The following is a 21,948-nucleotide window of genomic DNA, read 5'->3' as shown; positions in this document are numbered from 1 at the left end:
ATCACGAGGCGCTTTCACCCTCTATTTCGGTACGCGACGTCAGCACCTTGTCGATCAGACCCCATTCCTTGGCCTCATCCGAGGACATGAAATGGTCACGATCGAGCGTCTGCTCGACCTCTTCATAGGTCCGGCCGCAATGCTTGACGTAAACTTCATTGAGACGACGCTTCATCTTGATGATGTCGCGTGCGTGGCGCTCGATGTCCGAAGCCTGGCCCTGGAAACCGCCCGAAGGCTGGTGAACCATGATGCGGGAATTCGGCGTTGCGAAACGCATGTCCTTGTCGCCGGCGGCCAGAAGCAGCGATCCCATGGAGGCAGCCTGGCCGATGCAGAGCGTCGAAACGGCCGGCTTGATGAACTGCATCGTATCGTAGATCGCCATGCCGGCGGTCACGACACCACCCGGCGAATTGATATAGAGCGCGATTTCCTTCTTCGGGTTTTCGGCCTCAAGGAAGAGAAGCTGGGCGCACACCAGCGTCGCCATATGGTCTTCGACCGGTCCGGTCAGGAAAATGATGCGTTCCTTCAGCAGGCGGGAATAGATGTCGTAAGACCGCTCCCCGCGGTTGGTCTGCTCGACAACCATCGGCACCAGAGCCATAGCTGTATCGACTGGATTTCTCATGTGCGTCCTTTATCAAACTTGCCCCGGCGACGGAAACGCCGGGAATCGGAGTAAAAATCCTTTACTCCTACATAGAGTGTCCCTGCCCTGCACTTCAAGACGCCCGAAAGCATAACGTCAAAAAGCACTAGAGCGGTTTAGCTTTTCACGGAATCTCTGAACCGCTCAATCTCTTTGTTGTCTCGCAACTCCGGACGGAAAACCGCTACGCACTTTTCCTGGAATTGCTCTAATGCCCCACGAAGCGTTGACAAAGCATTTCTAACTACGGCTCCTCGAATGCCAAGGCGCCGTAGCGACGCACCATCTGCTACCCACTACAATTCGCAGTCGCAAGGTGAAGGAAGCATGAAGGTTTGTGCCGGTCCGGCGGAGATCTCCAGCACAGGCAAAATTTACCAACTCATTTAAGGAACTTGCCATCTTATTGGGCAAGGATGAGCCGATCGCGGAAATCGTCGCGCTGTTTGCGCCGACGGACCGAAAACAGCGGAGATGTCCGATCGTGCTGAATATGACCACAGGCCTGACCATCTGGTGTTCGGAAGCCATCACCTTGGCGACCGTTCTCCTTCTTGCCTGGCGGCACGATCGCAAATCCCCCGCCTATTTGATCTGGGCTCTGGGTTTCACGGTCAGCGCCGCGGGATTCGCCTTGGTGGCAGCTCGCGGCGTCATCCCCGACATCTGGTCGATCCAGATCGGCAATGCCGTCGGGCTGCTTGGCGAAAGCGCCTGGATCGCCGGCTTCCGTGTCATGGACAAGCGCAAGCTGGAATGGTCGGCATTCCTGCCACCTGTGCTCTGGCTGATCGGCGTCAGCCTGCCCTGGGTCACCGATAATTTCATCAATCGCATTATCGTCTACGATCTTGCAGGCGCCGTCGGCGCGACCCTGCTCGCCTTTGCCGTCCAGCCGGCTGATGGCCGGCGCGAGCCGGCGCGCGGGCAGCTCGGCATCGTTTTCGTGACACTCGCCTGCTTCTGCTTCGGCTCGGCTCTCTGGATGGTGTTGACGGCTCCGCCATTGGGGCAGGCCATGATCTATCGCGGCTACATGGCACTCGGCTATGCGCTGCTCATCATCGTCGCCATCATCCTCAACGGCAAGCTTCTCATGGAACGCGCCGAACAACGCTGGCGGGCGATTTCCATCACCGACACTTTGACCGGAGTTCTGAACCGGCGCGGGCTGCAGGAAAGCTACGATATCCTTGCCGGAAACGGCCAGCAGCAGCCTCAGAAGCTCGCCGCGCTGCTGTTCGATCTCGACCATTTCAAGAAGATCAACGACCGCCATGGTCACCAGGCAGGCGATGCCGTACTGGTCGAGTTCGCCCGTATCGCCCGTCAGTTCGTGCCTCGCACTGGCGCATTCGGCAGAATGGGCGGAGAGGAATTCGTCGCCTTCGTTCCAATAGAGGAGCAATCGCAGGCCGAAGCGCTGGCGGAAACCATCCGCGCCGATTTCTGCCGCGTGCCGCTGCTTGCCGGCCACTCGCTGGTGCCGGCGACGGTCAGCATCGGCGTTGCGATCATGCCGCGCGACACCGTCACCTGGGACCGGTTGGTCTCCTTCGCAGACCGCGCGCTATACTCAGCCAAGCGCGCAGGCCGCAACTGCACCATCGTCTTCAATGAAATGGAGACCGCCAGGGAGCCCGACACAACGACTGCAGCCGATGAAGGCGAACTGGTGCCGACGCTCGACGACCAGATCCACGCCTTGCGGCGAATGGGCACGCTCGCCAGGATGTAACCGGCCCATCCGGCGCATCCTATCTGATAGGCTTTCAGCCTGACCACATCGTGCAATCGCCGGACAAAGACAGCCATCCTCAAACGCAAAAGGCGCACCTCAACAGCGCGCCTTTGCAAATTGTGCGGCAATCTTCGGCCCCGTATCAGCCGTAACGACCGGTGATGTAGTCTTCGGTGCGCTTGACCTTCGGCGCCTGGAAGATCTGCTCGGTCTGGCCGTATTCGATCAATTCGCCGAGATACATGAAGGCGGTGCTGTCGGAGATACGGCTCGCCTGCTGCATGTTGTGCGTGACGATGACAATGGTGAAATCGCCCTTCAACTGCGACACGAGTTCTTCGACCTTGGCGGTCGAGATCGGGTCGAGCGCCGAGGTCGGCTCGTCGAGCAGCAGGACTTCGGGGCGAATGGCAATGGCACGAGCGATGCAGAGGCGCTGCTGCTGGCCACCGGAAAGGCCAAGCCCGCTCTGGTGCAGCTTTTCCTTCACTTCACTCCACAGCGCAGTTTCCGTCAGCGCCGCTTCGACGCGGACGTCCATTTCCGCCTTGGAAATCTTCTCATAGAGCCGGATGCCGAAAGCGACGTTTTCATAGATCGACATCGGGAACGGCGTCGGCTTCTGGAACACCATGCCGACCTTGGCGCGCAGATCGTTCAGATCGACGTCCTTGGTGAGGATGTTGCGGCCATCGAGCAGGATCTCGCCCGCAACCGTCTGGCCCGGATAGAGATCATACATGCGGTTGAAGGTGCGCAGCAGCGTGGACTTGCCGCAGCCCGAAGGGCCGATGAAGGCGGTGACCGCGTTTTTGCGGATGTTCATATTCACGCTCTTCAGAACGCGATGGCCGTTCTGATAGGTGAAATCGAGGTTCTTCACCTCCAGTTTCGCCAGGCCGAGATCCGACTGGGAAGCAGCGTCCTTCCCCGGCTGTGCGTTGACGCTCTGGAAATTGCTGTCGCTCATGTTCATGGTCTCATTCCTATCGTTCGGCGGCTGCGTCACTGGCGGCGCCCACTCAAGACACGGGCAAGGATGTTAAGCACAAGGATGGCAACCGTGATGATCAGCGCACCGGCCCAGGCCAGTTGCTTCAGATCCTCGCCAGGATCGGCTGCAAGCGTGTTGATGGCAACCGGCAGTGTGGCGATCGGACCGGTCAGGCCCGCATTCATGAATTTGCTGTAGCCGGCAGTGAAGAGAAGCGGCGCGGTTTCACCGCTGATACGGGCGACGGCCAGCAGGATGCCGGTGAGGATACCCGTCCAGGCGGAACGGTAGATCACCATCATCATGGATTTCCAGCGCGGCGCGCCAAGCGCAGCAGTTGCCTCACGAAGCGCATTTGGCACCAGCAACAGCATGTCCTGCGTCGTGCGGTTGACGACAGGAAGAGCTATCAGCGCCAGCGCGAGGATGCCGGCAATTGCGGAGTTGCCGTGCATGGGCACAACGACGGCGCCGTAGACGAACACGCCGACGATGATCGAGGGTGCAGAGAGCAAGATGTCGTTGAGGAACTTGGCTGCCTCGGCAATCTTGGAGCCGTTGGCATATTCCACCAGATAGGTTCCGGCTAGAATGCCGATCGGCGCGGCGATCAGAATGGCACAGCCCGTGACCAGTACGGTGCCATAGATTGCGTTGATCAAACCACCGCGCGAGCCCTGAGCCGGGATCGACATGGTGAAGACGTCGAAGTTGAGCGCCGACACACCGCGGAAAACCAGGGTTACAAGGATCACGCTGAGAAAGAATATACCAAGGATGGCTGCGAGGAAGCACAAGGCCATCATCACCCGGTTCTTTCCATAGCGCCTCGACACTAGGTTCTGACGAATTGCATTTTCCATGGGTTTTTCCTCAATGCGAGTCGCCGCGGCCGATCATCCACCTTGCCAGCGCAAGCACGCAGAAGGAAAGGATGAACAGGAGCAGGCCGAGCGCAATCAGGCTCGACAATTGCAGACCGTCGGCATCGCCGAAGTTGTTCGCGATCTGGGCGGAAATGGTGGTGGACGGCGAGATGATCGACGACTGCAGGCGGCTCACCGAGCCGACAACGAAGGTGACGGCCATGGTTTCGCCGAGTGCGCGGCCGAGACCGAGCATGATGCCGCCGACGAGACCGCGACGTGTATAGGGAATGAGGATATGGCGAGCCACTTCCCATGTGGTCATGCCCATGCCGTAGGCGGATTCACGCAGCATCGGCGGCACGGTGCTGAACACGTCGCGGGAAATCGCGGTGATAAACGGCAGGATCATCACAGCCAGAACGAGGCTTGCGGTCAAAAGGCCGACGCCTGGCGCCGGCGGCTGGAACAGCAGGCCGATCACCGGCACCTGGCCGATCGTCATGATAAGGAAGGGCAGAATATAGTTCTGCATCAGCGGTACGAGAATGAAGAGGCCGACGATGCCGTAGATGATCGAGGGAACACCGGCCAGAAGCTCGATCGCCGTACTGATCGGGCGGCGCAGGCTTCCGGGGCAAAGCTCGGTCAGGAAGATGGCGATGCCGATGCCCAGGGGAACGGCGATCAACATGGCGATGAGTGCACTTACCAGGGTACCAACCACTGCCGGCACGGCGCCGTAGATTTCGGCGGGAGCGCTCCACTTCGTTCCCCAGAGGAACGAGAGCCCGAAGGCCTGGAAGGTCGGCAGGGCATCGATGATGAGAACAACAAGGATTGCCAGCAGCAGAAGCACGACAAGAGCGGCCGAGCCAAGCGTCATGAAATAGAAAATCCGATCCTGCATCCGGAATTTTCTGGTGGCGGCGGAGGTATCCAGTGCCTGGAAGCCAGCCGTCTGAGTCGCGTCAGCCATCGATTTCCCCTTGTCCTGTCACGAAAGGCGGACAGGGCCATGCCCTGTCCGCCGCAACTTTCTCACCCAGCACAAATTACTTCGTGCCGAAGTCCGTCTTCCACGACTTCTCGACGATCTCGGCAACATTTTCCGGGATAGCGAGGTAAGACAGCGCAGTCGCGTCCTTCTGGCCATGCTCATAGGACCACTTGAAGAACTTCAGAGCTTCTTCATTCTTAGCAGCATCGGCCGGCTTCTTGTAGAGCAGAACCCAGGTCGAAGCAGCAATCGGCCAGCTCTTTTCGCCCGGCTGATTGGTGATGATCAGGTTGAAGTTCTTGGCCTTGGCCCAATCGGCGTTCGAAGCAGCAGCCTTGAACGTATCGAGGCTAGGCTCGATCACCTTGCCGGCGGCGTTCTTCATCTTCGCGAAACCGATGTGGTTGGCGACGACGTAGGAATATTCAACGTAGGAGATCGAACCGGCCGTCTGGTTGACGGTGGTGGAAACGCCTTCGGAACCCTTGGCGCCGAAGCCGACCGGCCATTCAACTGCCGTGTTCGAACCAACCTTTTCCTTCCACTCCGGCGAAACCTTCGCCAGGTAGTCGGTGAAGTTAAAGGTCGTGCCCGAGCTGTCGGCGCGATAAACGACGGATATCGCGGTGGACGGCAGCTTCACTTCGGGGTTGAGAGCCTTGATGGCTGCATCGTCCCACTTGGCGATCTTGCCGAGGAAGATGTCGGCCAGCGTCTTGCCGTCGAGAACGAGTTCGCCCGGCTTTACGCCTTCGACGTTATAGGAAACGACGATACCGCCGGAAATCATCGGGAACTGGGCAATGCCGTTCTTCTCGAGGTCAGCGTCGCTCATCGGCTTGTCCGAAGCGCCGAATACGATGGTCTTGTCGAGGAGCTGCTTGATGCCGGCGCCCGAACCAACCGACTGATAGTTGACGACATTGTTCGTCGCAGCCTTGTAGCCTTCGGCCCACTTGGACAGAACTGGCGCGATGAAGCTCGAGCCGGCGCCTGTGATATCGGCAGCCGAGGCCGAAACGGACATAGCCGCGATGAAGCCTGCAGTCAGGCAAAGCGAACGAAATTTTTGATTCAACATGATTGAACTCACTTCCCAGAGTGATGAAAGGATGGCGAGCAGGAGCTAAGCACGAAGTATCCCATCGGTTAGGTACCCCACCTCGATCTCCTGGCGACAGTGATGGCTCTAATGCCGCATTGTTTCAGTTTGATGACAGTTTAATGAAGCGGCAGTGACACAACCTACAGCAAGCATGGCGACCATTGCGGAGCCACAGGGAAAGGCTCGCATCCTTTCATAGGAGAAGGCGATCTTCACGTTTTGAATCAAGACGATACTCAAAGGCGGATTACATAATCCTTGCGAGTCGTTTCAATAACTTCCCAAGTCCCCTTGAAGCCCGGCTTCAAGATCATGCGATCGCCTGCACGCAGATGAAACGTCTCGCCGTCATCGGCTGTCACAATGGAATAGCCGGAGAGAATGTTGAAATACTCCCACTCGTCATAGGCGATCTTCCACTTCCCCGGCGTCGCTTCCCAGATGCCGGCATAAAGGCCACCTTCGGCCTCATCGAGGCTCCAAGTTCGGAAGGTTGGGGTTCCCGAAATGAGACGGTCTGCTGCGGGCGCCCCTGCCTCAGGCTCAACGCCACCGACATTCAGTTGCAGATAGGTTGCCATTTAAGTCTCCCCCCGGTCGCGCTTCGCCAAGACCAAAAAAAGTCCGCGATCGCCATTGGCGATCGCGGACCGAGACAAGCATGAAATACACTTCGGTCAAAGAGGCCAGCAAGCTTTTTCGGCCTCCTGCCGGGGCAGTCCTCAGACTTTTGCCAGCGCCTGCTCCAGGTCGGCGATGATGTCCTTGACGTCCTCTATGCCGATGGACAGCCGCACCACATCCGGGCCGGCGCCGGCGGCGACTTTCTGCTCGTCGGTCAATTGCTTGTGTGTCGTCGAGGCGGGATGGATGACGAGCGAACGCGTATCGCCGATATTGGCAAGATGCGAGAAGAGCTCCAGGCCTTCGACCAGCCCCTTGCCGGCTTCATAACCACCCTTCAATCCGAAGGTGAAGACGGAGCCAGCGCCTTTCGGTGAATAACGCTGCTGCAGGGCGTGGTTCGGATCGTCCTCCAGGCCGGAATAGTTGACCCAAGCCACTTTTTCCTGCGACTTCAGCCAGCGCGCAACCGCAAGCGTATTGTCGGAGTGGCGCTGCATGCGCAGCGGCAGCGTTTCGATGCCAGTCAGGATCAGGAAGGCGTTGAACGGCGAGATGGCTGGGCCAAGATCGCGCAGGCCAAGGACGCGGCAGGCAATGGCGAAAGCGAAATTGCCGAAGGTCGCATGCAGTACGATGCCGTTATATTCCGGGCGCGGTGAAGACAGCATGGGATAATTGCCCGAGGCGGACCAGTCGAAAGTGCCGCCGTCGATGATGATGCCACCCATGGAATTGCCATGGCCGCCAAGGAATTTCGTCAGGGAATGCACGACGATATCGGCGCCATGCTCCAGCGGCCGGATGAGATAGGGGCTCGCCAGGGTATTGTCGACGATCAGGGGCAGGCCATGCTTGTGCGCGATGGCCGCGATCGCAGCGATATCGACGAAGGTGCCGCCGGGATTGGCAAGGCTTTCGATGAAGATGGCGCGGGTACGACCATCGATCTGCGCTTCGAAAGTCCCAAGATCGGCGGGATCGGCCCAGCGGACTCGCCAGTCGAAATTCTTGAAGGATTGCCCGAACTGATTGACCGAGCCGCCGTAGAGCCGCTTGGCCGCGACGAAATTATCGCCCGGCTGCATGATGGCATGGAAGACGAGCAGCTGGGCCGCATGACCGGAGGCGACAGCGAGAGCCGCAGTTCCGCCTTCGAGAGCCGCCACCCGCTCTTCCAGCACAGCTTGTGTCGGGTTCATGATACGGGTGTAGATATTGCCGAACTGCTGCAATCCAAACAGCGCAGCGGCATGATCCGCATCCTGAAAGACGAAGGACGTCGTCTGGTAGATTGGCGTCGCGCGCGCACCTGTCGTCGGGTCCGGCTGCGCGCCCGCATGGATCGCAAGCGTGTCGAAACCTGGATTGCTGGTTGGCATGATTTTTCCTCCCGCCGGATTTTGTTCGTGACGGGAAAAGCATAACGCCTGGCATATGAAAGTTAACCGCGAACTTTGCCGTGCATCTCGGCTCGCGGAAAAAACTTGCCATCTTTCAGTAAGATCGCGCGATAAACGGCCGAATGCCGCCGTCGCGCATGATCTCGGGTCAGGCGACCAGGCGCGGATACTCGATGGCCGGGCAACGATCCATGACAACCCTCACCCCTGCGGCTTCCGCTCTTGCCGCGGCGGCGTCATCGCGCACGCCAAGCTGACCCCAGATGACCGGTGGCCGCGGCTCGATCATGATCGTCTCCTCCACGACCGATCGAAGATATTCGGGTGCCCGGAAAACATCGACCATATCCACAGGCTCGGGAATATCGGCCAGGCGTGCATAGACCCATTGACCAAGAATTTCCTTGCCGGCCTGTCCGGGATTGATGGGGATGACGCGATACCCCCTGTTCAGGAGATAGGCCATCACACCGTTGCTCGGGCGCGCGGGATTGGGCGAAGCGCCAACGAGCGCAATGGTCCTTACGGACAAGAGGATATCGGCTATATAGGAATCGTCATAACTATCGTGGTTCATCACGAAGCCTCCCACCTCGATCACACTTGCGTTTTGTCACAAATATGGAAACCGCAACGGCAGTCTCCGCGTATATATATTGTATTATAACAAGTTCAGGGAGGATTACTCAGATGAAAAAATTCATCCTGCTGGGCCTGCTCGTCACCTCGGCCGCGACGCCGGCATTCGCGATTTCGCGATATAACTCCATGTCCATGACCTGCGCAGAAGCCAGGGCGGTCATCAACCGGGAGCGCGCGGTCATCATGCGCTATCCGGCCAGGAGAACGCCGAACATGACGCTCTATGATCGCTATGTCGCGGACAGCGGCGCATGCGATCTGGGCTTCTACGCCTATCAGGATTATCTTCCCACCAAGGATCGCGCTTCCTGTCCGGTCTATATATGCCGGCCGTCAACCGACCTCGATGACGATGATTTGATTTTCCCACGCTGATCGCAATATGCTGCGGCTGGATAGGCGGACGACTCACGAGTTCGGTACGACCATTGATTGTCCCAGGCACGGCGCATCCTCGGTACCGTGGCCGTGTGGGTGCATCTATGCGCCTGCGTTCAAGCTGCTCCTCAAAGCGCTTTCGTAAACTTTCCCGATGCCACAGGGTTGCGTTCTCAGGAAATGCAATCTTTGTTCGCTATTTATTCGCATATAAATTAGAAACTTCGCATGAACAGTCAATCCAAATGAGAACCGAATGTGAACGCGGAACACATGCTATTTCATTATTTTTCCACAGAATAGTTTTCAGACTCGCGCAATGATATACCCTGCGTATTTTTGGATCGACAATTCTATACTTAACTCTTAGTACGATCTTTATCGGCAGCAGCGCGCGTTAGCTGTAATATTTTTCATCTCTTGTAGAATTATCCGCTCTATTCATGAGAGAAAGAGAGATCGCGGGCGGCGTTTTCACCGCGATTTTCGCACGCCCGGACATTCGCGGCGCTGCAGGCGACACAGCCCCTGTCGTTTTTAAGTAAGAAGTGTCTAATGCTACTCCCGCGTTCACAAGACATGCGATATTTGTTCGCGCTTCATACTCCAATAAATTAGTTATTTATAATGCGAGAAAGGGCGATCTGGAACATAACGAAAACGCCACTCCCGACGCCCGAGATGACCAGAGCAAATAGGCAAGCCTTCATAATGTCCGATATTTCGTTGCTTTTCGATGTATTGCGGATCATATGGAGACCGCACTCCCACAAAATGCCAAGCATCGCCGCTGCACCTGCCAATTTCCGAGGTTTTCCGTGTCTCTCGACGTTATCGCGCTCGTCCTTTTCGGCGCCCTGCTGCACGCGACATGGAATGCGATCATCAAGGCGGGAACCGATAAATCGCTCGACGCCGCACTGGTTTCTGCCGGTGGCGCGGTCGCGGCCCTCCCCCTGCTGCCGTTTCTGCCCTTGCCGGCCTCTGCGGCCTGGCCGTTCATCGGCGCTTCGGCCATCCTGCAATTTGCCTATTTCCAGCTCGTTGCAGCCGCCTATCGTGCCGGGGATATCGGGCTCGTCTATCCGCTGATGCGCGGCGTTGCGCCGCTCATCATTGTCTCCACAAGCAGCTTCATCCTGAAGGAATCGCTTTCGGGCGGCGCATTGATCGGCACCATGACCATTTGCGCCGGCATATTGACGCTTGCCTTCGAGGCGCGAAAGGGCAGCCGCAGGGCGATCGTTCTGGCTCTTGCCAATGCCGTCGTCATCGCGACCTATACCTATGTCGACGGCATCGGCGCGCGGATATCGGGCAATTCGGTTTCCTATACTCTATGGATGGCACTGCTGCCTCCCGTTCTCCTTTTCGCCTGGGCGATATCGCAACGCGGCGTCAATGCAGTCGCCGCCCATGTCCGCTATAACTGGTGGCGCGGGCTTATCGGCGGCAGCGGGTCGATCGCCTCCTACGGGCTGGCGTTGTGGGCGATGACCAAGGCGCCGGTCGCCATGGTCGCCGCCTTGCGCGAGACTTCGATCCTCTTCGCTTTGGTGATATCGGTCCTCGTCTTGAAGGAACGATCGAGCATCTGGCGTTATATTGCCGGCGCCATCATTGCCGCCGGAGTGCTGGTTTTGCGGTTAGGTTGACGACAAAATATGTGGCCTTATTATACCACATATGTAATTCATTGATTTTGTTCATCAATTTTTACAGGCATCCGGTAATCCTATATTGACCCGGGCTCTTAATCGCTCTATAAGCCGCCGCAGATTGCAGCCTTTCCGGGCTGCTTTCTTTTTGGCAGGCATCCATGCCGGCCAAATCAAGCAACAAGAAACGCCCAGGTGCCTTCGGGCCAAGGGTCCCAAAAGAGAGTATGCAACATGGCAACCTTCTCCCAGAAGCCTGCAGAGGTGGAGAAGAAGTGGGTTCTCATCGACGCCGAAGGGCTTGTCGTTGGCCGTCTCGCTTCTATCATCGCAATGCGTCTGCGCGGCAAGCATAAGGCTACCTTCACGCCGCACGTCGACGACGGCGACAACGTCATCGTTATCAATGCCGACAAGGTCGTTTTCACCGGCAAGAAGTACGAAGACAAGGTTTATTACTGGCACACCGGTTATGCCGGCGGCATCAAGGAGCGTACGGCTCGCCAGATCATCGAAGGCCGCTTCCCGGAGCGCGTCGTTGAGAAGGCCGTCGAGCGCATGGTTCCCCGCGGTCCGCTCGGCCGTCGCCAGATGAAGAACCTGCGCGTCTACGCCGGCTCCAACCATCCCCACGAAGCTCAGCAGCCGGTCGTCCTCGACGTCGCCAAGCTGAACAAGAAGAACGTAAGGAGCGCCTGATAATGGCTGACCTTTCCTCCCTGAAGGACCTCGGCACGACGTCGGAAGCAGCAGCTGCTCCGGTTCACGTCCGCAAGGTCGACTCGCTCGGCCGCTCCTACGCGACCGGCAAGCGCAAGGACGCCGTCGCCCGCGTATGGGTCAAGGCCGGCTCCGGCAAGATCATCGTCAACGGCAAGGACTACACGGCTTACTTCGCCCGTCCGGTTCTGCAGATGATCCTGCGTCAGCCGATCGTCGCTGCTGCCCGTGACGGCCAGTTCGACATCATCGCAACCGTTGCCGGCGGCGGCCTCTCCGGCCAGGCCGGTGCCGTTCGTCACGGCCTGTCCAAGGCGATCACCTACTTCGAGCCGGGCCTGCGCTCGGTGCTGAAGAAGGGTGGCTTCCTGACCCGCGACAGCCGCGTTGTTGAACGCAAGAAGTACGGCCGTGCAAAGGCACGTCGCTCGTTCCAGTTCTCCAAGCGTTAATCGCTTGCCCGAGACGGGATTTTCGAAAGGCCGGGGTTTCCCCGGCCTTTTTCTTTTGCGGCATTGAAAATAAAGAAAATCTCCCGAGGCAAGGAACACATTTTGTGGCAAAGTCCCGCCACAAGCATCGGGGGAGTTCAATGCGCAGCTTCATCTTTTCGCTTCTGTTCCTGATCGGCGGCATTTCACCGGCTTTGTGCGATGATGCGCAGCCGGCAGAACCCGCCGAAAAACTGGCCGACATGCAGAGCATGAAGGATTTTCTTGCGGCAAACCCGGATTGCCGCGAATTCAACGACAGCTGCTCCTATTGCGTTGTGACGAACGGACAGGCCGAGTGTTCCACGCCGCAAATCGCCTGTGTGAAAAAGCCGTATCAATGCACTGCTCGATCAGGCAAATAGCCGTCGAACCTATTGGCATGCGATTCCAAGTCGAATCTCGAAATTTGACGACTCCCGGAGATACCATGAGCCCCAGAAAATCATCGCGTTTCGCGGCAACTCCCGAGCCGCCCTACTACATCGTATCCTTTGCTTCGATCCGAACGCCCGGCGATAATGGCTATGGCGCGATGGGCGAACGTATGGAGGAAATGGCGCTGGCGCAGGAGGGCTGTCTCGGGCTCGAAAGCGCAAGGGGAGCTGATGGTTTTGGCGTCACCAACTCCTTCTGGCGAGACGAGGAAAGCATCCTTGCCTGGAAGAATGTCGTATCGCATCTGGCCGCGCAGAAACTTGGACGCGAGCGCTGGTATGAAGAATACAAGGTTCGCGTAGGACGTATAGAAAGAGCCTATGATTTCCAGGTGAGCAAAGGAGACGCCCTTGCCGAGCACGTCGATTGATCACGCCTTCACATCAACCGGCCTGACTTCCGCAGCGAGTGATCCGACCTTTGCCGGCGCGCTGTCCTTCATGCGCCGCCGCTTTACGAAATCGCTTGAGGGCGTCGATGCCGTGGTCTGGGGCATCCCCTTCGATGCCGCGACCTCCAACCGCCCGGGAGCGCGTTTTGGGCCGCAAGCGATCCGCCGCGCCTCGGCAATCTTCGACAACGACCCGCAATATCCCTTCAACCGCGATCTTTTCGCTGATATGGCCGTGATCGACTATGGCGACTGCCTGCTCGACTACGGCAACCATCAGGATACACCCGGTGCAATCGAAAGACAGGCGACGGCGATCCTCGACAGCGGCGCCTTCATGCTGACGCTCGGCGGCGATCACTTCATCACATGGCCGCTGTTGAAGGCGCATGCCGCCAAACATGGGCCTCTGGCGCTGGTGCAGTTCGATGCCCATCAGGACACCTGGTTCGATGACGGCAGGCGTATCGACCACGGCTCCTTCGTTGCCCGCGCCGTGCGCGACGGACTGGTCGACCCAGACCGCTCGATCCAGATCGGCATCCGCACGCATGCGCCCGAGGATTTCGGCATCCAGCTTCTCTATGGCCATCAGGTCGAGGACATGAGTGCGGGCGATATCGCCTCGACGATCATCTCGCATACCAAGGGCGCGCCGACCTACCTCACCTTCGATATCGATTGCCTCGATCCGGCCTATGCTCCAGGCACGGGAACGCCGGTCGCAGGAGGTCCTTCCAGCGCCAAGATCCTGTCGGTGCTGCAGCGGCTGCATCAGCTCGACATCCGCGGCGCCGACGTCGTCGAAGTCTCGCCGGCCTATGACCACGCAGACATCACCGCCATTGCGGGGGCGACCGTGGCGATGTATATGCTCGGTCTCCACGCCGAACGACGTGCGAGCGGCCGCTGAGACACAATTTCGGAACATGCGCGACGGTTTTTGAAGATCGTCCTGCTGCGTCCGGAGTGGCCGTTATGAAATTGAATCAACTGCATGGCAAACTGAGTCCGGAAACATTCTCAACCTATTGAAAGAGCAGGAATAAGATGGCACCGAAAATCTTCATCGATGGCGAACACGGAACCACGGGCTTGCAGATCCGCACGCGCATGGCCGACCGCCGCGATGTCGAGCTGCTGTCTATTCCGGAAGCCGAGCGGCGCAACGCCGCCATGCGCGAGGACATGCTGAACAGCGCCGATATCGCCATTCTCTGCCTACCCGACGATGCGTCGAAGGAAGCGGTGAAGATGGTAGCAGGCAACAATAATGTCCGCGTCATCGACACCTCGACGGCCTTCCGCATCCATCCCGACTGGGCCTATGGCTTTGCCGAGATGGACAGCAACCAGGGTAACAAGATCAGGGTGGCTCGTTTCGTTGCCAATCCCGGCTGCTATCCGACAGGCGCGATCGGCCTTATCCGGCCGCTGCGTGCCGCCGGTATCCTACCGACGAGCTATCCCGTGACGGTCAATGCCGTCTCCGGCTATACGGGCGGCGGCAAGCAGATGATTGCGCAGATGGAAAACCCGGATCATCCAGATGCGATCACCGCGCCGCATTTCCTCTACGGCCTGCCGCTGACCCACAAGCATGTGCCCGAGATGACGACGCACGGCCTGCTGGAGCGTGCGCCGATCTTCTCGCCCTCTGTTGGACGCTTCCCCCAGGGCATGATCGTGCAGGTGCCGCTACATCTCGGCGATCTTGCAGAAGGAGCGACCCTGGAGAGCATCCACGCTGCACTCGTCGACCATTATGCCGGTCAGGATATCGTCCAGGTCGTTTCGCTCGATCAGAGCCGCGCCCTGCCCCGTATCAACGCCGTCGAGCTCGCCGGCAAGGACACGATGAAGCTCTTCGTCTTCGGCACGCCGGGGGCGGCCCAGGTCAACCTCGTTGCGCTGCTCGACAATCTCGGCAAGGGCGCATCCGGCGCTGCCGTACAGAACATGGATCTGATGCTGAGCGCCTGATTTTCCTGGCATAACTTGAAACGCGATCGGCCCGGCCTGCTCGTCCATTTTGGATCGATCAGGCCGGGCTTTTTTCATGCCAACAAGGCGTTTTGCGCAATTTCGAACCCACCATCGTCCTCGGCCTTATTTTTGCCGTCGCTCTAAATTAGCCGAAGCTACACGGAAAAGTGAACGACCGTGAGGCTCCGCGACCAATTGTCGGCCGGATTTGCTCTTTAACGGCTTCACTGACCCGGATGAGTGGGGCGTTCAAAACTATCCCTCTTTTCAATGAATATCCAAGAATGAGCCATCGTAAAGGAATTGGTTACCATAATTCGGCATGCTTCCAGACAGCCGGCAAGTTGGCGACCGAACGCGACTTTCGCGTTAGGGCGCGTGTGCGTTCTTGAGCCGGCTTGGTGTCTGTGTAGTTTGGATAACGAGTAACATGGCGTTTGTGACCGAAACCTTCGGTAACTTCAATTCGCGCTCCGGCTATGCCTCGCGATCAAAAAAATCCTTCAGCATCCGTCCCGGCACCCTAGCCACCGGCGTCGCAGTCGCGGCTTTTGCCTGGGTCGCGGCGACGCTGATGACGACGCAATCGATGGTGCTGTCGCTTCCCGGCGCGGCGACATCGGCAGATAGCTTCATGGTGCCACGCGCATCAGCCTTTATTGTTCCACAAAGCCCCATGGCACATCCTGCCCGGTATGCCAGCCAGACGACTTCGCTGCATGGACAAAGCCGCTTCGGCAAGGTCGTGAGTGCAGAGGTTCAAACGAAAGCTAGCGGTGCGGATGCGGTTCGTGTGCAACTGGCATATGCGCTCGCACAACAGACATCCGATATGAAGCAGGCTCAGGATGCGGCCGCAAGCATCAAGGGCGGCCGTCTCGAAGTGGCCGCGGCATCGCCGGAAACGATCGACCATCTGCGCAAGGTGATCGCCATCAATTTCGCGACTACGCTACAATCGCTCAGTCAGGCAAAATATGCAGCCGCCCTGATACCGGCCGCAAGTCCCCTCAAGACTATTGGGCAACCGGCTGCAGTCGCTTCCGCAGCCCCCGAAGTGAGCCTGCCCGCCATTGCGGAAGCAAGGCCACTGCCCGCCAAGGACGCCGATATCGCGGTGGCCGAGGCCGTGCTGAACGTCATTCCCATGACGCGGCCTGCCCGCGAAACGCCTGTGCAGCGCGCCAACGCCACAAGCGCTATCGCCAAGGCGACGGGCAACGAAACCTCTGCACAGCCGTCATCGCGCATGATGGCTTATGCCGATCCGGATGACAGCTCCGTTCGCAAGACGAAGCCATTCATCAATCCGTTTGCGGCGATCAGCCCCGGCGCGGGCACTGCGATCTACGATATCGAGGCAAAGACCGTTTATCTGCCGAGCGGCGAACGCCTCGAGGCCCATTCCGGCCTCGGCCACATGCGTGACAACCCTCGCTATGTCGACCGCAAGAACACCGGCCCGACGCCGCCTGAAACTTATAACCTGACATATAGGGAAAGCCTGTTCCATGGCGTGCAGGCGATACGCCTGACACCCGCAAACGGTGCCCGCGTCTATGGCCGCGACGGTTTGCTGGCTCACACCTACATGCTCAGAGGCGGTCGTGGCGAATCGAATGGCTGCGTAGTCTTCAAGGATTACAACCGCTTCCTGGCCGCCTTCAGGCGCGGCGAAATCAAGCGCCTGAAGGTGGTCACACGCGTGTCGTCAGCGGCGAGCGTCGCTTCCGCGCGCTAAAAAGGCTAAAAGGATTGAGGCGCAAAGCGCCTCAATCCTTCACGATGATCGATGTCTGGCGCGGCAGTTCGCCATAGAAGCCACGCCAATTGGCAATTGCGAAGCCGAAGACGATCAGAGCGCCCGCCTGATGCGCCAAAGCCAGATCCAGCGGCACATGCAGCAGCAATGTCGAAATGCCAAGGATCGCCTGGATCAGCACGAGCACGAAGAGAACAACGGAACGCCGCGCATGGGTCGTCTGCGCCGCCGCACGTAGCGAGACAATCATGTTGATCGCGACGACGATAAAGAGCGCATAGGCGCCGAGACGGTGAACGAACTGAACCGTCTTCGGATTCTCGAAGAAATTGATCCAGGCTGGCGACTGTATGAAAAGATCACTCGGCAGGACGGCGCCATCCATGAGCGGCCAGGTATTGTAGCTGAGGCCAGCATCGAGACCGGCAACGAGGGCGCCGAGATAGATCTGGAACAGCGCCATGAAGACGATCAAACCGGCGAGTTTCGCCGAATAGCGCGTCGGCGCGGGTTCGTTCGAATGCGGCGACAGGGCACGCATGAACCACATGCAGGCGGCAAAGATCAGACAGGCGGTCACGAGATGGGTAGCGAGGCGGTACTGGCTGACGTCGGTGCGCGCCTCCAGGCCCGAGGAGACCATCCACCAGCCGATCGCCCCCTGAAGACCGCCAAGCACGAAAATGCCGGCGAGCGGCAGCCAGAGTTTGCGCTCGACGCGGCCGGTCAGGACGAAGAACAGCAGCGGCAGGCCGAAGATGAGGCCGATGGTGCGCGCCAGCAGGCGATGCGCCCACTCCCACCAGAATATGCCTTTGAACTCCGCGACCGTCATATCCTTGTTCAGGATCTGAAACTGAGGGATGCGCTTGTAGAGATCGAATTCCTCCTGCCACTCCTGCGCATTCAGCGGCGGGATGACGCCGTGGATCGGCTGCCACTGCGTGATCGACAGCCCGGAATTGGTGAGCCGCGTCGCGCCGCCCACCAGCACGAGACCGAAGAGAACCAAAAGCACGCAGGCGAGCCAGATGCGGATGGCGCGACGATTGCGGTCCTGACGAGCCACTTCCTTCAAAATAGCCTGTTCGGTCGTAAAATTAGTGGCAGCCATGGCTTCTCCCTTCGATCAGGCTGTTGATTTGCCCGATAGGGGCGTGCAAAACAAGTCCCGGGAGTTTGCGGCATGCCGTCGCGGCATGCTGTCATAATGAGGAGAAAACCCCGTGCCCCTTCGCCTGCGCAAATTCATTGGCATGATCCTGCTCGTGCTGTTGGTTGCAATCTATGCGATCGTCGCCATGATCGTTGCAGTGCGAACGCTTGCAGATCAACCCGGCTGGGTGCATTTCCTCTATTTCCTTGTCAGCGGCATCATATGGGTGCTGCCGGCGATGGGCATCATCAAGTGGATGGCTGGGCCACGCCCGCAATGATGTCCGCCCCAGCCCGATTTACACAAGGCTAACCCTGATCAGCGCCTTACGCAGCGCGACTGTCCCATCTTAAGTCAAAAATAAGCCGTTGCCCGCCAGACTGCGTTCGAATGCCGCCGAAGCGGAGAAGATCGGATGCACACCCAGACGCGAGATATCACCGGCATGGCCGCCGCTGAGGCAGCGGATGGGCATATTGCGCCCATCGAGACGCGGCCTGTGGCCACCGATCCGTTGCGGGTCGATATCTTCGACAGTATGGCACCGCTCGAACTCGAATGGCGCGCGCTGGAACGGGACGATCTCAACTCGCTACACCAGAGCTATGACTGGTGCGCAGCCTGGGTAGAGAACTTCGAACGTCCTCTCGCCATCATCCGGGGCTCCATCGGAGATCACGTCGCCTTCATCCTGCCGCTCGAGATCATCCGCAGTCGCGGAACAAGACGAGCCGAGTTCATCGGAGGCCACCACAACAATATCAATACCGGCCTGTTTTCTGCCCGGTTCCTGGCGAACGGGGAACTGACGCCCGTTCAATTGGATACCATATCGGCGGCTCTGCGCAGCAAGGTAGACGTCGCCATCCTGCGCAACGTCCCGCTCGAATGGCGCGGCCGCAAAAGCCCGCTCGCCTCGCTGACGTCGATCGAAAACCAGAACCATGCCTTTCAGATGCCCTTCCTCGGCAGTTTCGAAGCAAGTCTGAAGCAGGTGAATGCCAAACGCCGGCGCAAGAAGTTCAAGCATCAGAGCAGGCTTCTCGATGCCAGGGGCGGCTACGAATATGTGATTGCCGATCCTGATCAGCAAGACGCGCTTCTCGATCTGTTCTTCCGGCAGAAGGCGGCCCGCTTCAAGGATGCTGGCCTGCCCGATGCCTTCAATGATGTCCGGATCAAAGCCGCGCTGCATGCGATGTTGCGCCGGCAGGAGGGTGACGTCCCCAATGCGACGCTGCAAATGCATGCGCTGCGCCTGAAAGGCGAGCACGAGGGCCATATTCCGGCAATCGCCGCCCTGTCCCGCAAGGGAGATCACGTCATCTGCCAGTTTGCCTCTATCGACGAAGCCCTGGTTGCGGAGGCGAGCCCCGGCGAATTGCTGTTCTGGCTGATGATCGAGCGGCTGCATCGTGAAAGCGTCGCGCTCTTCGATTTCGGCATCGGCGACCAGATTTACAAGCGTTCCTGGTGCCCGATGGAAACGGTGCAGTATGATCTCTTCCTGCCCGTCTCGGGCATGGGACGTCTTGCGGCTGTGACGCAACAGAGCATCACGCGTACGAAGGTCGCGATCAAGTCCAATCGCAAGCTCTATTCCTTCGTCCAGCGGCTGCGGGCGCGACACGGAGCCGGCGCCACATCAGATGATGGCGGCGGTGACGCCGATTGATCAGGCTGCGTCGCGGCGCGTATCCGGATCATGCTCCTCACGCCAGCCGGACATCAGAATGATGTGCTCATAGCCGGCCTTCTGGAATTCCGTCATGGCTGAGATGAACTGGCTTTCATCGGGCTCAGGCATGGAGAGGATGATTTCCGTCTCCTTGCTGCGCGTCAGCCGGGCGACGCCTGAGACTTCGGCCGCGCCGCACTCCACCAGAACGATGTCGTAGGCCGAACCCAGTGCATCGAGGATCAGCGACAGACGGTCGGCGCCGCGCATAGCACGGGCAAGGTCGCTCATGCCCTGCGGCACGAGATGGGCGTCCGACAGACGATCCGGATGGATCGTGTCGCCAAATGCCGCTTCGCCGCACAGCAGGTCGGTTACGCCGGGAAGTTCGTCATGTTCGGCCATCAGCCTTGAGGGACATCCAGTACCGGTCATATCGACCAGCACGACACGGCTTCCCGCATCGGCGATGGTCCGCGCCAGCATGACGGTCGCCGTCGAACCACTGTCACCAGTCGGAGATATGGCGATCGCAAGCCGCGAGCCGCTTTCTATCAGATAATCGGCGACGGATTGGATGGAGAAATCCTCCTCTTCCTCCGCCGCGTGAGCGGTCTGGCCGGATTCATGGACCGGAGCGATCACGGTACCCGAAGTGTTTGCAGTATCCGGAGCTATTGCGGCGTCAGTAACCTGAACCGGAATTTCCTCTGCTGGAACCGAAAGCATGCTTGCAGGCACCTCGACACTGCTGGCTCTCGCGACTGCACGAACCGGAACAGGCTCGTCAGCGGGTTGAGAACGTTTCGCCGTCTCCTGCACGGCGGCATCTTCCTTGCGGGCAGGCCCGACAGGCCGCAATGCGCGGCCGCTGAACAGCTCCGCGAGCATGATGACGATGGCCGTGAGAATGAACGTAGCAAGAGTAGCGACGACAACGATCGGACCGACCTTCGGGAAAGATGGATCGACCGGCTCGACGGCCGTGGAAACGATGCGCGCGTCGGCGGGGCTGGAGTTCTTGTCGACGCGAGAGGCTGCCTCGCGATAACGAGCGAGATAGGTCTCGAGCAATTGCCGCTCGGCCGCAGCTTCGCGCTCCAGCGCGTTGAGGCCGACTTCGTCCTCCCCTGCCCGGGCGCTGTCGGCCTTCAGCGTATTCGATTGGGCCAGGAGCTGCTGTTCACGCAACTGCGCCACCTTCGCCTCATTCTCGATGCTCGCCAAAATCCTCTGGGTCTCGCGATCAATCTGCTGACGGATATCGGAAAGCTGCGCCCGCAGGCTCTTCAGCCGCGGATGCCCATCCATCAGTGTTGTGGACAAATCCGAGATCTGCGACTCGAGATTCGACTGGGTCGCCTTCAGCCGCTGAATGGTCTGCGACCCTGCGACGTCGGCAAGCGTGTCGGTGGAACGACCGCTGGACAGTGCGCTGCGCACCGCCTGCGCCCGCGCCTCGGCATTTGCCTTGTCGCCGCGGACCTGCGCCAGCTGCGTCGAAATATCCGCGAGCTGCTGCGTGGCGAAATTATTGTTCTGGCTGGTCTGGAGAAGCCCGTTGGCCGAACGATAATCGGCGACCTTCTTTTCAGCCTCGCTGACCTTATCGCGCAGCTTGGCGATCTCCGGTTCCAGCCAGCGCGTTGCCTCACTGTTGGAATCAAGCTTGGCGCCGCTCTGCATGGATAGATAGACTTGCGCCATGGCATTCGGCACGCTGGCGGCAAGATCCGGATTGCGGGACGTGAAGCTGATGCCGATCACGCGCGAACTGTTGATCTGATAGACCTGCAGGCGGCTGTTGAAGGCATCGAGCATTCGCTCTTCCGGGGCCTTGTCTGCCGCCGCCCGCTTCAGATGCATCTTGATCAGAATATCCGAGAGCGCGGAGCCGTTGCTGCCGGCGGCAAACTCGGGGCGATCGTAGAGCTTGAGATTTGTAATGACCTGCTTGACCAGATCCGCCGACTGCAGGATCTGCACCTGGCTGGCAATATTCAGTTCGTCCAGCAGAGGGCCGGCGCCGGCATCGTTGCCCGATGTCGTCGTCGCAAAAGCCGGCGCGCGCTGCTCGATGAGGATGCGGGCCTCGCTGCGATATTCCGGTGACATCACCTTGGCAATGGCGAACGCCGCGCAGGCGCCCGCGAGCGTGATGGCAATGACGCGCACCCGCCGCTGCCACACCGCGCGAAAGAGCTGAGCGAGATCGATGTCCACATCCTGCTGGGTGCTGTTGACACCGGACATATGCAAA

Annotated in this window: 22 protein-coding genes; 12 read left to right on the top strand and 10 right to left on the bottom strand. The window is 59.0% G+C overall.

Annotated features, from left to right (window positions below; genetic code table 11):
* Window position 1 precedes the first annotated feature (1 nt).
* Window positions 2–634 (bottom strand): ATP-dependent Clp endopeptidase proteolytic subunit ClpP, encoded by a 633-nt coding sequence (gene clpP / locus GA0061100_RS08335; protein WP_004122396.1) that lies wholly within the window; start codon window positions 632–634, stop codon window positions 2–4.
* A gap of 505 nt (window positions 635–1,139) precedes the next feature.
* Here clpP and GA0061100_RS08330 point away from each other — a divergent pair.
* A complete protein-coding gene (locus GA0061100_RS08330) occupies window positions 1,140–2,393 on the top strand; it encodes a GGDEF domain-containing protein (protein WP_075852633.1) in 1,254 nt (417 codons plus the stop codon).
* Between the two features lie 145 nt (window positions 2,394–2,538).
* Here GA0061100_RS08330 and pstB read toward each other — a convergent pair whose 3' ends face one another.
* From pstB to GA0061100_RS08295, 7 genes are all read right to left on the bottom strand, one after another.
* Window positions 2,539–3,372: a phosphate ABC transporter ATP-binding protein PstB gene (gene pstB, locus GA0061100_RS08325; protein ID WP_083961298.1), complete on the bottom strand. Its 834-nt coding sequence runs from the start codon at window positions 3,370–3,372 to the stop codon at window positions 2,539–2,541.
* A 29-nt stretch (window positions 3,373–3,401) separates the two neighbouring features.
* Window positions 3,402–4,253, bottom strand: coding sequence for a phosphate ABC transporter permease PstA (gene pstA / locus GA0061100_RS08320; protein WP_075852262.1), 852 nt, complete (start codon window positions 4,251–4,253; stop codon window positions 3,402–3,404).
* A gap of 10 nt (window positions 4,254–4,263) precedes the next feature.
* Complete coding sequence (pstC, locus tag GA0061100_RS08315; protein ID WP_075852261.1) at window positions 4,264–5,235, bottom strand: phosphate ABC transporter permease subunit PstC; 972 nt, start codon at window positions 5,233–5,235, stop codon at window positions 4,264–4,266.
* A 76-nt stretch (window positions 5,236–5,311) separates the two neighbouring features.
* The gene (pstS, locus tag GA0061100_RS08310; protein WP_244557801.1) at window positions 5,312–6,283 is read right to left on the bottom strand and encodes a phosphate ABC transporter substrate-binding protein PstS; all 972 of its coding nucleotides are present in this window, start codon (window positions 6,281–6,283) and stop codon (window positions 5,312–5,314) included.
* Between the two features lie 314 nt (window positions 6,284–6,597).
* A complete protein-coding gene (locus tag GA0061100_RS08305) occupies window positions 6,598–6,942 on the bottom strand; it encodes a cupin domain-containing protein (RefSeq protein ID WP_075852259.1) in 345 nt (114 codons plus the stop codon).
* Between the two features lie 141 nt (window positions 6,943–7,083).
* Window positions 7,084–8,367: an O-acetylhomoserine aminocarboxypropyltransferase gene (locus tag GA0061100_RS08300; protein ID WP_075852258.1), complete on the bottom strand. Its 1,284-nt coding sequence runs from the start codon at window positions 8,365–8,367 to the stop codon at window positions 7,084–7,086.
* 169 nt (window positions 8,368–8,536) lie between these two features.
* Complete coding sequence (locus tag GA0061100_RS08295; protein ID WP_015339469.1) at window positions 8,537–8,965, bottom strand: CoA-binding protein; 429 nt, start codon at window positions 8,963–8,965, stop codon at window positions 8,537–8,539.
* Window positions 8,966–9,078: 113 nt separating this feature from the next.
* Between GA0061100_RS08295 and GA0061100_RS08290 the strand changes: the two genes are divergently transcribed.
* The 9 genes from GA0061100_RS08290 to GA0061100_RS08250 all read left to right on the top strand — a co-directional run bounded on the left by GA0061100_RS08290 (window position 9,079) and on the right by GA0061100_RS08250 (window position 16,833).
* Window positions 9,079–9,405 carry a hypothetical protein gene (locus GA0061100_RS08290; RefSeq protein WP_075852257.1) on the top strand — a complete coding sequence of 109 codons (327 nt, stop codon included), beginning with the start codon at window positions 9,079–9,081 and terminating at the stop codon, window positions 9,403–9,405.
* Window positions 9,406–10,226: 821 nt separating this feature from the next.
* Entirely contained in the window at window positions 10,227–11,063 is an 837-nt protein-coding gene (locus tag GA0061100_RS08285; protein WP_075852631.1) for an EamA family transporter, read from the top strand.
* A 237-nt stretch (window positions 11,064–11,300) separates the two neighbouring features.
* A complete protein-coding gene (gene rplM / locus GA0061100_RS08280; protein ID WP_004122374.1) occupies window positions 11,301–11,765 on the top strand; it encodes a 50S ribosomal protein L13 in 465 nt (154 codons plus the stop codon).
* A gap of 2 nt (window positions 11,766–11,767) precedes the next feature.
* Window positions 11,768–12,238, top strand: a complete 471-nt coding sequence (gene rpsI / locus GA0061100_RS08275; RefSeq protein ID WP_075852256.1) for a 30S ribosomal protein S9 — start codon at window positions 11,768–11,770, stop codon at window positions 12,236–12,238.
* A 140-nt stretch (window positions 12,239–12,378) separates the two neighbouring features.
* The gene (locus GA0061100_RS08270) at window positions 12,379–12,642 is read left to right on the top strand and encodes a hypothetical protein (protein WP_075852255.1); all 264 of its coding nucleotides are present in this window, start codon (window positions 12,379–12,381) and stop codon (window positions 12,640–12,642) included.
* Between the two features lie 65 nt (window positions 12,643–12,707).
* Window positions 12,708–13,085: an antibiotic biosynthesis monooxygenase family protein gene (locus tag GA0061100_RS08265; RefSeq protein WP_075852254.1), complete on the top strand. Its 378-nt coding sequence runs from the start codon at window positions 12,708–12,710 to the stop codon at window positions 13,083–13,085.
* Window positions 13,066–14,019 (top strand): agmatinase, encoded by a 954-nt coding sequence (gene speB, locus GA0061100_RS08260; RefSeq protein ID WP_075852253.1) that lies wholly within the window; start codon window positions 13,066–13,068, stop codon window positions 14,017–14,019. The genes GA0061100_RS08265 and speB overlap by 20 nt, the downstream gene beginning before the upstream one ends.
* A gap of 137 nt (window positions 14,020–14,156) precedes the next feature.
* Entirely contained in the window at window positions 14,157–15,089 is a 933-nt protein-coding gene (gene argC, locus GA0061100_RS08255; protein WP_075852252.1) for an N-acetyl-gamma-glutamyl-phosphate reductase, read from the top strand.
* A gap of 433 nt (window positions 15,090–15,522) precedes the next feature.
* On the top strand, window positions 15,523–16,833 hold the full coding sequence (locus GA0061100_RS08250) for a DUF2778 domain-containing protein (RefSeq protein ID WP_075852251.1): 1,311 nt from the start codon (window positions 15,523–15,525) through the stop codon (window positions 16,831–16,833).
* A 31-nt stretch (window positions 16,834–16,864) separates the two neighbouring features.
* Here the strand turns inward: GA0061100_RS08250 and GA0061100_RS08245 are convergent, their stop codons facing one another.
* Window positions 16,865–17,968, bottom strand: coding sequence for a COX15/CtaA family protein (locus tag GA0061100_RS08245; RefSeq protein WP_075852250.1), 1,104 nt, complete (start codon window positions 17,966–17,968; stop codon window positions 16,865–16,867).
* Window positions 17,969–18,080: 112 nt separating this feature from the next.
* On the opposite strand from GA0061100_RS08245, the gene GA0061100_RS08240 reads away from it, so the two are divergent.
* Both GA0061100_RS08240 and GA0061100_RS08235 read left to right on the top strand, forming a co-directional pair.
* Entirely contained in the window at window positions 18,081–18,290 is a 210-nt protein-coding gene (locus GA0061100_RS08240) for a DUF2842 domain-containing protein (RefSeq protein ID WP_075852249.1), read from the top strand.
* A 135-nt stretch (window positions 18,291–18,425) separates the two neighbouring features.
* Window positions 18,426–19,685, top strand: a complete 1,260-nt coding sequence (locus GA0061100_RS08235; protein WP_075852248.1) for a GNAT family N-acetyltransferase — start codon at window positions 18,426–18,428, stop codon at window positions 19,683–19,685.
* Here the strand turns inward: GA0061100_RS08235 and GA0061100_RS08230 are convergent, their stop codons facing one another.
* A complete protein-coding gene (locus tag GA0061100_RS08230) occupies window positions 19,686–21,941 on the bottom strand; it encodes a GumC family protein (protein WP_075852247.1) in 2,256 nt (751 codons plus the stop codon).
* Between the last annotated feature and the right edge of the window lie 7 nt (window positions 21,942–21,948).

The sequence above is a fragment of the Martinezella hainanensis genome (assembly GCF_900094555.1).
GTDB lineage: Bacteria > Pseudomonadota > Alphaproteobacteria > Rhizobiales > Rhizobiaceae > Rhizobium > Rhizobium hainanense.
The sequence above is the reverse complement of the archived record's forward strand: the minus strand, read 5'-3'. Positions and strand labels throughout refer to the sequence as shown.

Bases quoted from the DNA above. Each gene is read 5' to 3' on its own strand.
- clpP (WP_004122396.1), bottom strand. From the start codon at position 634: ATGAGAAATCCAGTCGATACAGCTATGGCTCTGGTGCCGATGGTTGTC.
- pstB (WP_083961298.1), bottom strand. From the start codon at position 3,372: ATGAACATGAGCGACAGCAATTTCCAGAGCGTCAACGCACAGCCGGGG.
- pstA (WP_075852262.1), bottom strand. From the start codon at position 4,253: ATGGAAAATGCAATTCGTCAGAACCTAGTGTCGAGGCGCTATGGAAAG.
- pstC (WP_075852261.1), bottom strand. From the start codon at position 5,235: ATGGCTGACGCGACTCAGACGGCTGGCTTCCAGGCACTGGATACCTCC.
- pstS (WP_244557801.1), bottom strand. From the start codon at position 6,283: ATGTCCGTTTCGGCCTCGGCTGCCGATATCACAGGCGCCGGCTCGAGC.
- GA0061100_RS08305 (WP_075852259.1), bottom strand. From the start codon at position 6,942: ATGGCAACCTATCTGCAACTGAATGTCGGTGGCGTTGAGCCTGAGGCA.
- GA0061100_RS08300 (WP_075852258.1), bottom strand. From the start codon at position 8,367: ATGCCAACCAGCAATCCAGGTTTCGACACGCTTGCGATCCATGCGGGC.
- GA0061100_RS08295 (WP_015339469.1), bottom strand. From the start codon at position 8,965: ATGAACCACGATAGTTATGACGATTCCTATATAGCCGATATCCTCTTG.
- GA0061100_RS08290 (WP_075852257.1), top strand. From the start codon at position 9,079: ATGAAAAAATTCATCCTGCTGGGCCTGCTCGTCACCTCGGCCGCGACG.
- rplM (WP_004122374.1), top strand. From the start codon at position 11,301: ATGGCAACCTTCTCCCAGAAGCCTGCAGAGGTGGAGAAGAAGTGGGTT.
- rpsI (WP_075852256.1), top strand. From the start codon at position 11,768: ATGGCTGACCTTTCCTCCCTGAAGGACCTCGGCACGACGTCGGAAGCA.
- GA0061100_RS08270 (WP_075852255.1), top strand. From the start codon at position 12,379: ATGCGCAGCTTCATCTTTTCGCTTCTGTTCCTGATCGGCGGCATTTCA.
- GA0061100_RS08265 (WP_075852254.1), top strand. From the start codon at position 12,708: ATGAGCCCCAGAAAATCATCGCGTTTCGCGGCAACTCCCGAGCCGCCC.
- argC (WP_075852252.1), top strand. From the start codon at position 14,157: ATGGCACCGAAAATCTTCATCGATGGCGAACACGGAACCACGGGCTTG.
- GA0061100_RS08250 (WP_075852251.1), top strand. From the start codon at position 15,523: ATGGCGTTTGTGACCGAAACCTTCGGTAACTTCAATTCGCGCTCCGGC.
- GA0061100_RS08245 (WP_075852250.1), bottom strand. From the start codon at position 17,968: ATGGCTGCCACTAATTTTACGACCGAACAGGCTATTTTGAAGGAAGTG.
- GA0061100_RS08235 (WP_075852248.1), top strand. From the start codon at position 18,426: ATGCACACCCAGACGCGAGATATCACCGGCATGGCCGCCGCTGAGGCA.
- GA0061100_RS08230 (WP_075852247.1), bottom strand. From the start codon at position 21,941: ATGTCCGGTGTCAACAGCACCCAGCAGGATGTGGACATCGATCTCGCT.